Genomic DNA, 13493 nt, shown 5'->3' with positions numbered 1-13493 from the left:
TCAGCCGCAACGGAGCCAGCCATGAGTGAAGTCACCCTATTGAGCGAAGCGGATCTGCGCAGTTGCGTGGCCCTCGACTTGCCCAGCATCGACGCCATCGAGCAGGCCTTTGTGCTGCTGGCAACGGCAGCCGTGGCGATGCCGCCGATCCTGCGGCTGGACATCCCCGAACATAACGGTGAGGTGGATGTGAAGACCGCTTACCTGCCGGGTCTGGAGCGGTTTGCGATCAAAGTCAGCCCAGGCTTTTTCGATAATCCGAAACTCGGCCTGCCCAGCCTCAACGGCATGATGATGCTGTTGTCGGCGCGCACCGGTTTGCTCGAGGCGCTGTTACTCGACAACGGCTACCTCACTGCCGTGCGCACGGCCGCGGCCGGGGCGGTGGCGGCGCGCTGCCTGTCCCGCCCGCAGAGCCGCAGTGTCGCGTTGATCGGCGCTGGCGAGCAGGCCGCGTTGCAGCTTCAGGCGCTGCGTCTGGTGCGGCCCATCGAGGAGGTGCGGGTCTGGGCTCGCGATGCACAAAAGGCCCAGGCCTTCAGTGCCGAACTGGCACGTGAGACGGGGCTTTCGGTGACACCGTGCGCAACGCTCGACGCCGCGCTGGAAGGTGTGGACATCGCCATTACCTGCACACCCAGTCGTGAGCCGCTGATCGAGTCCCGGCATCTGCATCCCGGCCTGCATATCACGGCGATGGGCTCGGACGCGGAGCACAAGAACGAGATTTGTCCGCAAGCCCTGGCGGCAGTCGACTGCTACGTCGCTGATCGCCTGAGCCAGACCCGCGTACTCGGCGAATTGCATCACGCCCTGGCGGCCGGTGTCGTCGGCGATGAGTCGGCGTTGCTGGAGCTGGGCCAGGTACTGGCGGGGCAGCGGGCCGGGCGGACCGATGAGGCGCAAGTCACCTTGTGCGACCTCACCGGCACCGGCGCCCAGGACACCGCCATCGCCAACCTGGCTTTCGAGCGGGCGCGGGCGGCAGGCAAGGGTTTCCCATTCGGTCGTTGACCGATCTTTTATTCGTGCGTCATTGATCAGAGGGCAGGTGGATGTCAGAGATAGTCGTCAATCTTCCGTTCCAGCGGGAGGAATACGCCCAGCGCCTGGCGAAGGTCCGTGTGGCCATGCAGGTCCAGGGCCTGGAGCTGTTGCTAGTCACCGATCCGTCGAACATGGCCTGGCTCACCGGCTACGACGGTTGGTCGTTCTACGTACACCAGTGCGTGCTGCTGGCGCTGGACGGCGAGCCCGTGTGGTTCGGTCGCGGCCAGGATGCCAACGGTGCCAAACGCACGGTGTTCATGCAGGCCGAGAATATCGTCGGCTACCCGGACATCTACGTGCAGTCGCGCGAACGCCATCCCATGGACTACCTGTCCCGGGAAGTGATCAGCGCTCGTGGCTGGGGCGCGCTGACCATCGGCGTGGAGATGGACAACTACTACTTCAGCGCCGCCGCATACCTGTCGCTGCAAAAACATTTGCCGCAGGCCAAACTGGTGGACGCGGTGGGCCTGGTGAACTGGCAGCGGGCGGTCAAGTCCCCCCAGGAAATCGCCTACATGCGCATCGCCGCGCGCATCGTCGAGAACATGCACGGTCGGATTCTGGAGCGGATCGAGCCGGGTATGCGCAAGAACGAACTGGTGGCCGAGATCTACAGCAGCGGCATCCTTGGGGCCGATGGTCATGGCGGCGATTACCCGGCCATCGTGCCTTTGCTGCCCACTGGTGCCGACGCCAGCGCGCCGCACCTGACCTGGGACGACTCGCCGTTCGAGAAGGGCGCCGGGACTTTTTTCGAGATTGCCGGTTGCTACAAGCGTTACCACTGCCCGCTGTCACGCACCATCTACCTGGGCAAGCCGCCGCAGCATTTTCTCGACGGCGAAAAAGCCGTGGTCGAGGGCATCGCCGCCGGCCTGGACGCGGCCAAGCCGGGCAACACCACGGCCGACATCGCCGTGGCGTTTTTCAAAGTGCTGGAGAAGTTCGGCATCCACAAGGACAGCCGTTGCGGCTACCCGATCGGTATCAGTTACCCACCGGATTGGGGCGAGCGCACCATGAGCCTGCGCCCCGGCGACACCAGCGTGTTGCAGCCGGGCATGACGTTCCACTTCATGCCCGGATTGTGGATGGACGATTGGGGCCTGGAAATCACTGAAAGCATCCTGATCACCGAAACCGGCGTCGAGACGCTGTGCAACGTGCCTCGTCAATTGTTCGTGAAGGATTGAGCCATGACTGACTTGCCTGCCAATCCCATCAGCGCCACGGTCGATTTCACCCGCGAGGGCGTACAGCACGGTTTCCTCAAACTGCCGTACTCGCGAGACGATTCGGCCTGGGGCGCGGTGATGATTCCTATCACCGTGATCCAGCGCGGCAGCGGCCCGACGGCGTTGCTCAGTGGTGGCAACCACGGCGATGAGTACGAAGGCCCGGTAGCCCTGAGCAAGCTGGCACAACGGTTGACCGCGCAAGAGGTGAGCGGAAGGGTGATTATCGTGCCGTTCATGAACACCCCGGCGTTCCATGCCGCACGCCGGACTTCGCCCATCGACAAGGGCAATCTCAACCGCAGTTTTCCCGGCAAGCCGGACGGTACCGTCACCGAGAAAATCGCCGATTACTTCAACCGTACATTGCTGCCTTTGGCCGACATCGTCCTGGACATCCACTCCGGTGGCCGGACCCTGGACTTCCTGCCGTTCGCCGCCTGCCACGTGTTGCCGGACAAGCAGCAACAGGTCCGTTGCGAGGCGGGGATGCTGGCGTTCAATGCGCCGTATTGCATGCGCATGCTGGAACTGGACGCCGGGGCGATGTACGACACTGCCGCCGAATCCCAGGGCAAGGTGTTTGTCACCACCGAACTGGGCGGTGGCGGCTCATCGACGGCCCGCAGCGTGGCGATTGCCGAGCGCGGCGTACGCAATCTGCTGATCCACGCCGGCATCCTGCGCGGCGAAATCGAGCTACAGCCATCGATGATGCTCGACATGCCCGATGCCAGTTGCTTCATCGCCAGCGAACACGACGGCTTACTGGAAATGTGCCGCGACCTGGGGGAACACGTGACTCAGGGTGAGGTGGTGGCGCGTATCTACGACGCCACCCGCAGCGGCGTTGCCCCCGTTGAATACCGCGCCGCCCGCAGCGGGCTGCTGGCGGCCCGACACTTTCCGGGGCTGGTGCAGTGTGGCGATACCTTGGCAGTGATTGCGGATGTGTTGGCGTGAGTCGGGTTGGGCACTGAACTTGTGGCGAGGGGATTTATCCCCGCTGGGTTGCGCAGCGACCCTACAACCTGACACTTCGGTATGGCAGACAGATTGAGTCAGTAACTTGGGGGCTGCTTCGCAGCCCAGCGGGGATAAATCCCCTCGCCACAATTGATGTATGCCTTGAGTTTTTAATCACCGGGAGCCCGGCCCATGCACAAGCTCGACCGCTATGACCTCAAGATCCTGCAGATCCTCGCCGAGGATGGACGGATCACCAAGTCGAGTCTGGCCGAGGCGATCAACCTTTCGGTGACGCCGGCCTGGGAGCGGGTGCGCAAGCTGGAAGTGGCAGGGTTGATCACCGGCTATCGGGCGCAGATCGACTGGGGCGCGGTGTTCAAGCGTCAACAGGTGCTGGTGGAAATCACCCTGGCCCGACACACCGCACAGGACATGCGCCGCTTCGAGCAGCGCATGGCCACCGCCCCGCAAGTCGCGTTCTGTTACGCCACCGGTGGCGGGGTGGATTACCTGGCGATGATCCAGTCTCCGGATATCGATCACTACCAGCGCTTTGTCGATCAACTGCTGCTCGAAGACCTCGGCATCGAGCGCTATTTCACCTACATCGTCACCAAAACCATCAAGACCGGCGGCGCCTTGCCGGCGGAGTTGGCACCGTCAACCTGAGCACCGCAGAAATCACTTTTACAGCCCCTTGTTTCAGAAAAAACCAAACAATGGCCCACGGCAAACACCCGATTATCCAAGTGCCGCTGCCCTAGCATGGTTTCACGCACACGGTCTGGAGTGAACGTCATGACTTATCAACATCCGCTGCTGTTCAAAGCGCTTTGCTACATCGACGGCCAGTGGGTCCACAGCGACAGCGGCCAGAGCATTGCCGTGCACAATCCCGCCACCCGCACGGTGATCGGCCATGTGCCGATGCTCGATCAGCCGCAGATTGTCGCGGCGGTGGACGCGGCCCAGCAAGCATTCCCCGCGTGGCGTGAACAGAGCCTGGATGCCCGGGGCGAGATTCTACGACGCTGGGCGGCGTTGATCGTCGAACACAGTGAGGACCTGGCGCGCATCCTCAGCCTGGAGCAGGGCAAATCCCTGGCCGAATCCCGCGGCGAAATCGCCTATGCCGCAAGCTTCATTCCCTGGTTCGCTGAAGAGGCCCGGCGTTTGTACGGGCAGAACATTCCCAGCCATATTCCCAACGCTCACCTGGGCACCCTCAAGGAGCCGGTGGGTGTCTGTGCGCTGCTCACGCCGTGGAATTTTCCGTCGGCGATGATCACCCGCAAGGCCGCCGCTGCCCTGGCTGCCGGTTGCACCGTGGTCATCAAACCGGCCCACGAAACGCCGTACTCGGCTTTGGCCTTGGCGCAACTGGCCGAGGAAGCGGGATTTCCCGCCGGGGTCTTCAACGTGGTGTTGGGTGAGCCGCAGATGACCATGGAAACCCTGGTCAAGGATCGCCGTGTCCGCTCAGTGAGTTTCACCGGCTCGACTCGGGTCGGCAAACTGGTGCTGCAAGCCGCCGCCCATGATGTGAAGAAAGTCGCCCTGGAGTTGGGCGGCAACGCGCCGTTCATTGTCTGCGCCGATGCTGACCTGGCGCTGGCGGTAAAAGTCGCCGTGGAGGCGAAGTTCCAGACCTCGGGCCAGGATTGCTGCGCGGCGAACCGGATCATGGTCCAGCGCCCGGTTTATCAGGCGTTCCTCAGCCGTTTCGCCGCGGCGGTTCGGGCGTTGCGGGTCGGCCCGGCCATGGTCGATCAGCAGGAGCAGGATGTGGATATTGGCCCGTTGATGCACCAGGCGGCATTCGACGTAACTGCCGACCGGGTCGCCGATGCGCTGGCCCTTGGCGCCCAGCGCCTGGTCGGTGGCGAAGCCCATGCCTTGGGCGGGTTGTTCTACCAGCCAACGGTGCTGGCCGATGTCACGCCGCAAATGCGTATCTACCGCGAAGAAAATTTCGCGCCCATCGCCGGGGTGATGCCGTTCGACACCCTGGATGAAGCCATCGAAATGGCCAACGACACCGAATACGGTCTGGCAGCCTATATTTGCTCCAACCGCCTGGACCTCATTTATCCACTGATTCGCCGTCTCGACCACGCCATGGTCGCGGTCAACGGCGTCAAGTTCACCGGCCATCCGATCCCCTTCGGTGGCATGAAAGCCTCGGGCCTTGGTCGCGAGGGTGGCAGCGAGGGCTTCGAGCCCTTCGTCGAAACCAAATACTTTTGCCTGCACCATCAAGGCCAGTTCCCAGGAGAATCCGCATGAGCCAGGAATTCAACACGCTGTTCGAACAAGACCGTGCGCATTTCATGCACCCCTCGACCCACGCCCACGACCACGCCAGCGGTGCGCTCAAGGGCCGGATCATCAAGAGCGCAGCGGGCATCCGCATTCGCGACCATGAAGGCCGTGACTTCATCGACGCCTTTGCCGGCCTCTACTGCGTGAACATCGGCTACGGCCGCACCGAAGTGGCCGATGCCATCTACAAGCAGGCCAAGGAACTGGCCTACTACCACACCTACGTCGGCCACTCGAGCGAGGCGATCATCGAACTGTCCAGTCGCATCATGGACTGGGCACCGGAAGGGATGAAAAAGGTCTACTACGGCCTGTCCGGTTCCGATGCCAACGAAACCCAGGTCAAACTGGTGCGTTACTACAACAACGTGCTGGGCCGGCCGCAGAAGAAGAAAATCATCTCTCGCGATCGTGGCTACCATGGTTCGGGCATCATGACCGGCAGCCTGACTGGGCTGGCGACCTTCCACCAGCATTTCGACCTGCCGGTGGAAGGGGTCAAGCACACCGTGTGCCCCCATTGGTATCGCAAGGCCCCGGCGGGCATGGACGAAGGCACGTTCGTACGCTACTGCGCCGATGAGCTGGAAAAAATGATCCTGGCTGAAGGGCCGGACACCGTGGCGGCGTTCATTGGTGAGCCTTTGATGGGCACGGGCGGGATCATTGTTCCGCCGGCCGGTTATTGGGACGCGATCCAGGCGGTGCTGAAAAAGTATGACGTGTTGCTGATTGCCGATGAAGTGGTCTGCGCCTTCGGTCGCCTGGGCTCGAAGATGGGCAGCCAGCGCTACGACATGAAGCCGGACCTGATCACCACCGCCAAAGGCCTGACCAGCGCGTATGCACCGTTGTCGGCGGTGATCATCGGGGAAAAGGTCTGGAGTGTGATTGAAAAAGCCTCCCAGACCGAAGGCGCCATGGGGCACGGCTGGACCTATTCAGGGCATCCGATCTGCGCGGCGGCGGCACTGGCCAACCTCGACATTCTCGAGCGGGAAAACCTCACCGCCAACGCCGAGGATGTCGGCGGCTACCTGAACCGCCGGCTGCGTGAAAGCCTCGAAGGCCATCCGCTGGTGGGTGAAGTGCGCGGTGATGGCATGCTTGCGGCGGTGGAGTTCATGGCTGATCGCGAGCAGCGCAGCGCTTTTGATCCGGCGCTGAAAGTCGGCCCCAGGGTCTCGGCCGCTTGCCTGGAACGCGGCATGATCGCCCGCGCCATGCCCCACGGCGACATCCTGGGCTTCGCCCCGCCGCTGATCCTGACCCGCGAAGAGGCGGACCTGATCGTCGACATCACCAAAGGGGCTATCGATCAGGTGGCGGGTGAAGTGTTGGGGTGAGGGCAGGGTGGCGCAGAACCTGTGACACCAGCTCCCACAGGAGATGGGTGCGGGCACAGACTTTGTGGACACCCCAATCAAAACTGTGGGAGCGAGCCTGCTCGCGAAAGCGGTGTGTCTGAAACGGTGATGCTGGATGTGCCGCCGACATCGCGAGCAGGCTCGCTCCCACAAGGCGTCGGAGTCAAAAAAAGCCCGCCCGATCATGCGATCGGGCGGGCTTTTGGGTGTCGCTTGGAGATTACTTCTTCAAACCGTAATGCTCATCGAGCATGCCGGGTGAATTGGGGGCCTTGGGGGCGTAGTCCCGGGGCGGTTCCTGGACCTCTTTTGGCGGGGTCAGGCGTTCCCGTGGCGTCTGCGCCGCATCAGCGTGCAGGGCGGCCAGCAGGCGTTGGCGAGTCTGCTCGTCGAGGGCCAGGCGATTGGCACCCTCGGACAAATGATCCTGGACGTCCTGGTAGCTCTGAGTGAGTTTTTTCACCAGAGAAGCGGTGCTGTTGAAGTGAGTGACCACTTCATTCTGATAACTGTCGAAACGTTCCTGAATGTCGTCCAGCTGACGTTGCGTGCTGTTAGGCACCGCATTGGGCAGCAGTCGGGCAAGCAGGAATCCAATGGCGACACCGGCAACCAGGGCAAGAGTCGGCAACAGCCAAACTAAGAGCGAGTGTTCCACGAGTCCTTCCTCTATAAACGGCTTTGCTTTACGTTAACGGCTCGGACCTGCGCTGTATACCGCGAAGAACATCGCAATCATGCCAGGCACAGACTTTTAGCTAGACGAGTCGACCCTATTCGAGGTCACGGAGTTCTTTCCCTTGCTTATGCGCGAAACCCCTGTAGTCATTGATGGCCCCGTGGGCCAACTGGAAGCCTTGTACCTGGACAGCGAAGCGCCCCGTGGCCTGGCGCTGATCTGCCACCCCAACCCGGTGCAGGGCGGGACCATGCTCAACAAAGTCGTCTCGACCTTGCAACGCACTGCCCGTGATGCTGGCCTGGTTACGTTGCGTTTCAATTATCGCGGGGTCGGTGCCAGTGCCGGCAGCCATGACATGGGCACCGGCGAAGTCGACGACGCCCAGGCTGCAGCCGATTGGTTGCGGGAAAAATACCCGCAACTGCCGCTCACCCTGTTCGGTTTCTCGTTTGGCGGCTTCGTTGCCGCAAGCCTTGGCGGACGTCTGGAAGCCCAGGGCCAGCCACCCAAGCACCTGTTCATGGTGGCCCCGGCGGTGATGCGCCTGGACGCGCAATCGCCCTTGCCGATGAGCGGCGAGTTGACCGTGATCCAGCCGGAAACCGACGAAGTGGTCGATCCCCAGTTGGTTTACCAATGGTCGGACGCGCTCCAGCGCCCCCATGAGCTGCTGAAAGTGGCAGAATGCGGGCACTTTTTCCATGGCAAGCTGACCGATCTCAAGGATCTGCTCCTGCCGCGCCTCTCGAATTGACAGCAGTCTGACAAGCGATAACCCATGACGACTCGTACCCGCATCCTGACCGGCATCACCACCACCGGCACCCCGCACCTGGGCAACTACGCCGGCGCTATCCGTCCGGCGATCCTCGCCAGCCGCGACAGCAACGCCGATTCGTTCTATTTCCTGGCCGACTACCACGCCTTGATCAAATGCGATGACCCGCTGCGCATCCAGCGCTCGCGCCTGGAAATCGCAGCGACCTGGCTTGCCGGTGGCCTGGACGTGGACCGCGTGACCTTCTATCGCCAGTCCGACATTCCCGAAATTCCGGAACTGACCTGGCTGCTGACCTGCGTCGCCGCCAAGGGGCTGCTCAATCGCGCCCACGCCTACAAGGCGTCGGTGGACAAAAACGTCGAGGCCGGCGAAGACCCGGATGCCGGCATCACCATGGGGCTGTACAGCTACCCGGTGCTGATGGCCGCGGACATCCTGATGTTCAACGCCCACAAGGTGCCGGTCGGTCGCGACCAGATCCAGCACGTGGAAATGGCCCGCGACATCGGCCAGCGCTTCAACCATCTGTTCGGCCAGGGCAAGGAGTTTTTCACCATGCCCGAGGCGCTGATCGAGGAGAGCGTCGCCACCCTGCCGGGCCTTGATGGCCGCAAGATGTCCAAGAGCTACGACAACACCATCCCGTTGTTCAGCAGCGCCAAGGACATGAAGGACGCGATCTCGCGGATCGTCACCGACTCCCGCGCACCGGGCGAAGCCAAGGATCCGGACAACTCCCACCTGTTCACCTTGTTCCAGGCCTTCGCCACGCCAGCGCAGTCCGACGAGTTCCGCAGCGAACTGCTGCAGGGCCTGGGTTGGGGCGAAGCCAAGAACCGCCTGTTCCAATTGCTCGACAGTGAACTGGGCGAGTCCCGCGAACGTTATCACCAGTTGATCGAACGCCCGGCGGACCTTGAAGACATCCTGCAACTGGGTGCGAAAAAAGCCCGGGCCGTGGCCACACCGTTCCTCAACGAACTGCGCGAAGCCGTCGGCCTGCGTTCGTTTGTCAGCCAGGTTCAGGTGGCGACCAGCACGAAAAAGAAAGTGGCCAAAGCCGCACGTTTCGTGAGCTTTCGCGAAGGCGACGGCAGTTTCCGCTTCCGTCTGCTGGCCGCCGATGGCGAGCAATTGGTGTTGTCGCGCAATTTTGCCGATGGCAAGACCGCGGGCCAGGTCACCAAGCAACTGCAAGCCGGCCAGCCACTGGACGTGCGCAGCGACGAGCTGAGCTTCAGTGTCTGGCTTGACGGCGCCTGTGTGGCCGACAGTCCGGCCTTTGCGGACAGCGCCGCTCGGGATGCTGCCATCGAGGCTTTGCGCGTGGCCCTGACGCCAGTTCAGGACTGAACCGGGGCTATTCCGACCATCGGCTCGAATAAGGGCCGATTGCCATTCCCGCGGGCCGTCGCTACAGTGACGGCCCGTTTTTGTTGCCTTGCTAACGAATATGACGCCCCTAGAACGATATCAAGCTGATCTGAAACGCCCGGAGTTCTTCCACGACGCAGCCCAGGAAACGGCAGTGCGGCATTTGCAGCGCCTGTACGACGATCTGGTCGCCGCGTCGAACAACAAGCCGGGCTTGTTGGGCAAACTGTTCGGCAAGAAGGATCAGGTCCCGGTCAAGGGCCTGTATTTCTGGGGCGGTGTCGGCCGTGGTAAAACCTACCTGGTCGACACCTTCTTCGAGGCGTTGCCGTTCAAGGAGAAGACACGGACGCACTTCCACCGCTTCATGAAGCGTGTGCATGAAGAAATGAAGACGCTGGGCGGCGAGAAGAACCCGCTGACCATCATCGCCAAGCGGTTCTCCGACGAGACGCGGGTGATCTGCTTCGATGAGTTTTTCGTTTCCGACATCACCGACGCCATGATTCTCGGCACCTTGATGGAGGAGTTGTTCAAGAACGGCGTGACTTTGGTCGCCACCTCGAACATCGTGCCGGACGGCCTTTACAAGGACGGCCTGCAACGCGCGCGCTTCCTGCCGGCCATTGCGCTGATAAAGGAACACACCGACATCGTCAACGTCGACAGCGGGGTGGACTATCGCCTGCGTCACCTGGAGCAGGCGGAGCTGTTTCACTTCCCCCTGGACGCCGCAGCTGAAGAAAGCCTGCGCAAGAGCTTCCGGGCCCTGACGCCGGAATGCACCCAGGCGGTCGAAAATGATGTGTTGGTCATCGAGAATCGCCAGATCCGCGCCGTGCGGACCTGCGATGACGTGGCCTGGTTCGACTTTCGTGAACTGTGCGATGGCCCTCGTAGCCAGAACGACTACATCGAGCTGGGCAAGATCTTCCACGCGGTACTGCTCAGCAACGTGGAGCAAATGAGCGTCACCACCGACGACATTGCCCGCCGGTTCATCAACATGGTCGACGAGTTCTACGACCGTAACGTGAAGCTGATCATTTCGGCCGAAGTCGAACTCAAGGATCTCTACACCGGCGGTCGCCTGACCTTTGAGTTCCAGCGAACCTTGAGTCGTTTGCTGGAAATGCAATCACACGAATTCCTGGCGCGGGCGCATAAGCCGTAATCCGGTTCGGATAAAAAAAGGCCTGCAATTGCAGGCCTTTTTTGCGCGTGCGAGCTCAACGGCGCACCGCATAACCCTGTGGGAGCGAGCCTGCTCGCGATAGCGGTGTATCAGTCAACATCTATGCTGGCTGCCACACCGCTATCGCGAGCAGGCTCGCTCCCACATTGGACTGTATTCAACCCTTGATTCACGCCGCCTGCTGAAATTGCTGTCGATACTGGTTCGGCGATAACTCGGTATGTTGGCGGAACAGCCGTGCGAAGAAGCTCGCATCGTCGTAGCCGACTTCATAGCTGATGGTCTTGATGCTTTTGCGGCTGCCGGACAACAAGCCCTTGGCGGTTTCTATACGCAGCCGTTGCAGGTAATGCAGCGGTTTGTCTCCCGTGGCGGTCTGGAAGCGGCGCATGAAGTTGCGGATGCTCATACCGTGCTCCCGAGCGACGTCCTCAAAGCGGAACTTGTCGGCGAAGTGTTCTTCGAGCCAGTGCTGGATCTGCAGGATGATCACATCCTGATGCAGTTTCTGGCCCCCGAAACCGATTCTTCCCGGTGAGTAGCTGCGCTGCACTTCATAGAGAATGTCTCGTGCCACGGCCTGGGCCACGTTGGCGCCGCAGAACCGTTCGATGAGGTAGATATAGAGGTCGCAGGCCGAGGTCGTGCCGCCGGCGCAGAACAGGTTGTCGGCGTCGGTCAGGTGCTTGTCCTGGTTGAGGTGGACCTGGGGGAAGCGCTCCTTGAAGGCGTTGAAGAAACGCCAGTACGTGGTGGCTTCCTTGCCATCTAGCAGCCCGGCCTCGGCCAGCCAGAACACCCCGGTCGCCTCGCCGCAGAGCACTGCGCCGCGGGCATGCTGTTCCCGCAGCCAGGGCAGGACCTGCGGGTAACGTTCGCAGAGGGTGGCGAAGTCATCCCAAAAAGCCGGGAGGATGATCACGTCGGTATTTTCCAGGCCGCCGTCCACCGGCATGATCACGTCGCTGAAGCTGTTCACCGGTTTGCCGTCGGGGCTGACCAGCCGGGTTTCGAACGCCGGTGTCAGGCCGTGGCCCAGTTGTTTGCCGTAGCGCAGGCTGGCCAGGTGGAAAAAATCCTTGGCTTGCATGAGGGTGGAAGCGAAAACCCGGTCGATAGCCAGGATGCTGACGCGCCGCAAGGGCGTGGAGACGTGTTTGGACATAATTGATCTTTATTTTTATAGGGGAAAGTGGTCACCAGACGGCTGGATCGTCTTATTTTTTGTCGGATGTGTCCAGTGTCCTGTCATCCCCCGCAGGCTTAGGCTCTGTTGGATAACCCCCTCGAACAATAATGCAAAGGTGTCCCATGATCCCCAGAACCCTGTTCAGTTCCGAACACGAACTGTTTCGCGACAGCGTACGAACCTTCCTCGAAAAAGAAGCGGTGCCGTACCACAGCCAGTGGGAAAAGCAGGGGCATGTGGATCGTCAGCTGTGGAACAAGGCGGGGGAGGCGGGGATGTTGTGCTCGCATCTGCCAGAGGCTTATGGCGGGCTGGATGCCGATTTTCTCTACAGCACCGTGGTGATTGAAGAAATCGGAAGATTGGGGCTGACGGGCATTGGCTTCTCGCTGCACTCCGACATCGTTGCGCCCTACATCCTGCACTACGGCAGTGAAGCGCTGAAACACAAGTACCTGCCCAAACTGGTGTCTGGTGAGATGGTCACGGCCATCGCTATGACCGAGCCGGGCGCCGGTTCCGACCTGCAAGGCGTGAAGACCACGGCGGTGCTGGAGGGTGATGAGTACATCATCAACGGCTCGAAGACCTTTATCACCAACGGCTTTCTGGCCGATCTGGTGATTGTGGTTGCCAAGACCGATCCGAAAGCAGGCGCCAAGGGCACCAGTCTGTTCCTGGTGGAAGCGGGCACACCTGGCTTCGAAAAAGGCAAGCGCCTGGAGAAGGTCGGGATGAAGGCTCAGGACACTTCGGAGCTGTTTTTCCAGGATGTTCGCGTGCCCAAGGAAAACCTGCTGGGGCAGGCCGGGATGGGCTTTGCCTACCTGATGCAGGAACTGCCCCAGGAACGCCTGACGGTGGCTATTGGTGGCCTGGCGTCGGCCGAAGCGGCGCTGCAATGGACGCTGGACTACACCCGCGAGCGCAAGGCTTTCGGTAAATCCATCGCGGACTTCCAGAACACCCGGTTCAAACTGGCGGAAATGGCGACCGAGATCCAGATCGGTCGGGTCTTCGTCGACCGCTGCCTGGAACTGCATCTGCAAGGCAAGCTCGACGTGCCGACGGCGGCGATGGCCAAGTACTGGGGCACTGACCTGCAGTGCAAGGTGCTCGACGAATGCGTGCAGCTGCATGGCGGCTACGGGTTCATGTGGGAATACCCGGTCGCCCGGGCGTGGGCCGACGCGCGGGTGCAGCGCATCTATGCCGGGACCAATGAAATCATGAAGGAAATTATTGCGCGGTCGCTTTGATGTCGTAGTGACTGTTAGACCGCTATCGCGAGCAGGCTCGCTCCCACATGGGCTCTGTGTCGATCAC

The 13493-nt window shown here is 61.5% G+C and carries 12 protein-coding genes; 10 read left to right on the top strand and 2 right to left on the bottom strand.

The window, feature by feature from the left end; all coding sequences use genetic code 11:
* Positions 1-21: 21 nt before the first annotated feature.
* The 6 genes from AC3I65_RS21635 to AC3I65_RS21610 all read left to right on the top strand — a co-directional run bounded on the left by AC3I65_RS21635 (position 22) and on the right by AC3I65_RS21610 (position 6925).
* Positions 22-1014 carry a cyclodeaminase gene (locus tag AC3I65_RS21635; protein ID WP_076383598.1) on the top strand — a complete coding sequence of 331 codons (993 nt, stop codon included), beginning with the start codon at positions 22-24 and terminating at the stop codon, positions 1012-1014.
* 41 nt (positions 1015-1055) lie between these two features.
* A complete protein-coding gene (doeA, locus tag AC3I65_RS21630; protein WP_488524145.1) occupies positions 1056-2246 on the top strand; it encodes an ectoine hydrolase DoeA in 1191 nt (396 codons plus the stop codon).
* A 3-nt stretch (positions 2247-2249) separates the two neighbouring features.
* On the top strand, positions 2250-3251 hold the full coding sequence (gene doeB, locus AC3I65_RS21625; RefSeq protein WP_322834590.1) for a N(2)-acetyl-L-2,4-diaminobutanoate deacetylase DoeB: 1002 nt from the start codon (positions 2250-2252) through the stop codon (positions 3249-3251).
* Between the two features lie 195 nt (positions 3252-3446).
* A complete protein-coding gene (locus AC3I65_RS21620) occupies positions 3447-3926 on the top strand; it encodes an Lrp/AsnC family transcriptional regulator (RefSeq protein WP_281459856.1) in 480 nt (159 codons plus the stop codon).
* Positions 3927-4055: 129 nt separating this feature from the next.
* Positions 4056-5543 (top strand): NAD-dependent succinate-semialdehyde dehydrogenase, encoded by a 1488-nt coding sequence (locus tag AC3I65_RS21615; RefSeq protein ID WP_076383600.1) that lies wholly within the window; start codon positions 4056-4058, stop codon positions 5541-5543.
* Positions 5540-6925, top strand: a complete 1386-nt coding sequence (locus AC3I65_RS21610) for an aminotransferase (protein ID WP_488524144.1) — start codon at positions 5540-5542, stop codon at positions 6923-6925. Before AC3I65_RS21615 ends, AC3I65_RS21610 begins: the two co-directional genes overlap by 4 nt.
* A 241-nt stretch (positions 6926-7166) precedes the next feature.
* On the opposite strand, the gene AC3I65_RS21605 is transcribed toward AC3I65_RS21610, so the two are convergent.
* On the bottom strand, positions 7167-7604 hold the full coding sequence (locus tag AC3I65_RS21605) for a Z-ring associated ZapG family protein (protein ID WP_047228581.1): 438 nt from the start codon (positions 7602-7604) through the stop codon (positions 7167-7169).
* A 148-nt stretch (positions 7605-7752) separates the two neighbouring features.
* Here AC3I65_RS21605 and AC3I65_RS21600 point away from each other — a divergent pair, with 148 nt between their 5' ends.
* The 3 genes from AC3I65_RS21600 to zapE all read left to right on the top strand — a co-directional run bounded on the left by AC3I65_RS21600 (position 7753) and on the right by zapE (position 10957).
* The gene (locus AC3I65_RS21600; protein WP_047228580.1) at positions 7753-8382 is read left to right on the top strand and encodes an alpha/beta hydrolase; all 630 of its coding nucleotides are present in this window, start codon (positions 7753-7755) and stop codon (positions 8380-8382) included.
* A 24-nt stretch (positions 8383-8406) separates the two neighbouring features.
* Complete coding sequence (locus AC3I65_RS21595) at positions 8407-9762, top strand: tryptophan--tRNA ligase (protein ID WP_107321906.1); 1356 nt, start codon at positions 8407-8409, stop codon at positions 9760-9762.
* A 100-nt stretch (positions 9763-9862) separates the two neighbouring features.
* Positions 9863-10957: a cell division protein ZapE gene (gene zapE, locus AC3I65_RS21590; protein ID WP_047228578.1), complete on the top strand. Its 1095-nt coding sequence runs from the start codon at positions 9863-9865 to the stop codon at positions 10955-10957.
* A 190-nt stretch (positions 10958-11147) separates the two neighbouring features.
* Here zapE and AC3I65_RS21585 read toward each other — a convergent pair whose 3' ends face one another.
* Entirely contained in the window at positions 11148-12044 is an 897-nt protein-coding gene (locus AC3I65_RS21585; RefSeq protein ID WP_171061317.1) for a GlxA family transcriptional regulator, read from the bottom strand.
* A gap of 245 nt (positions 12045-12289) precedes the next feature.
* Between AC3I65_RS21585 and AC3I65_RS21580 the strand changes: the two genes are divergently transcribed.
* Positions 12290-13426: an acyl-CoA dehydrogenase family protein gene (locus AC3I65_RS21580; RefSeq protein WP_047228576.1), complete on the top strand. Its 1137-nt coding sequence runs from the start codon at positions 12290-12292 to the stop codon at positions 13424-13426.
* The last annotated feature ends 67 nt before the right edge of the window (positions 13427-13493 follow it).

It is taken from the genome of Pseudomonas sp. N-1-13, from assembly GCF_057787095.1.
The sequence above is the reverse complement of the archived record's forward strand: the minus strand, read 5'-3'. Positions and strand labels throughout refer to the sequence as shown.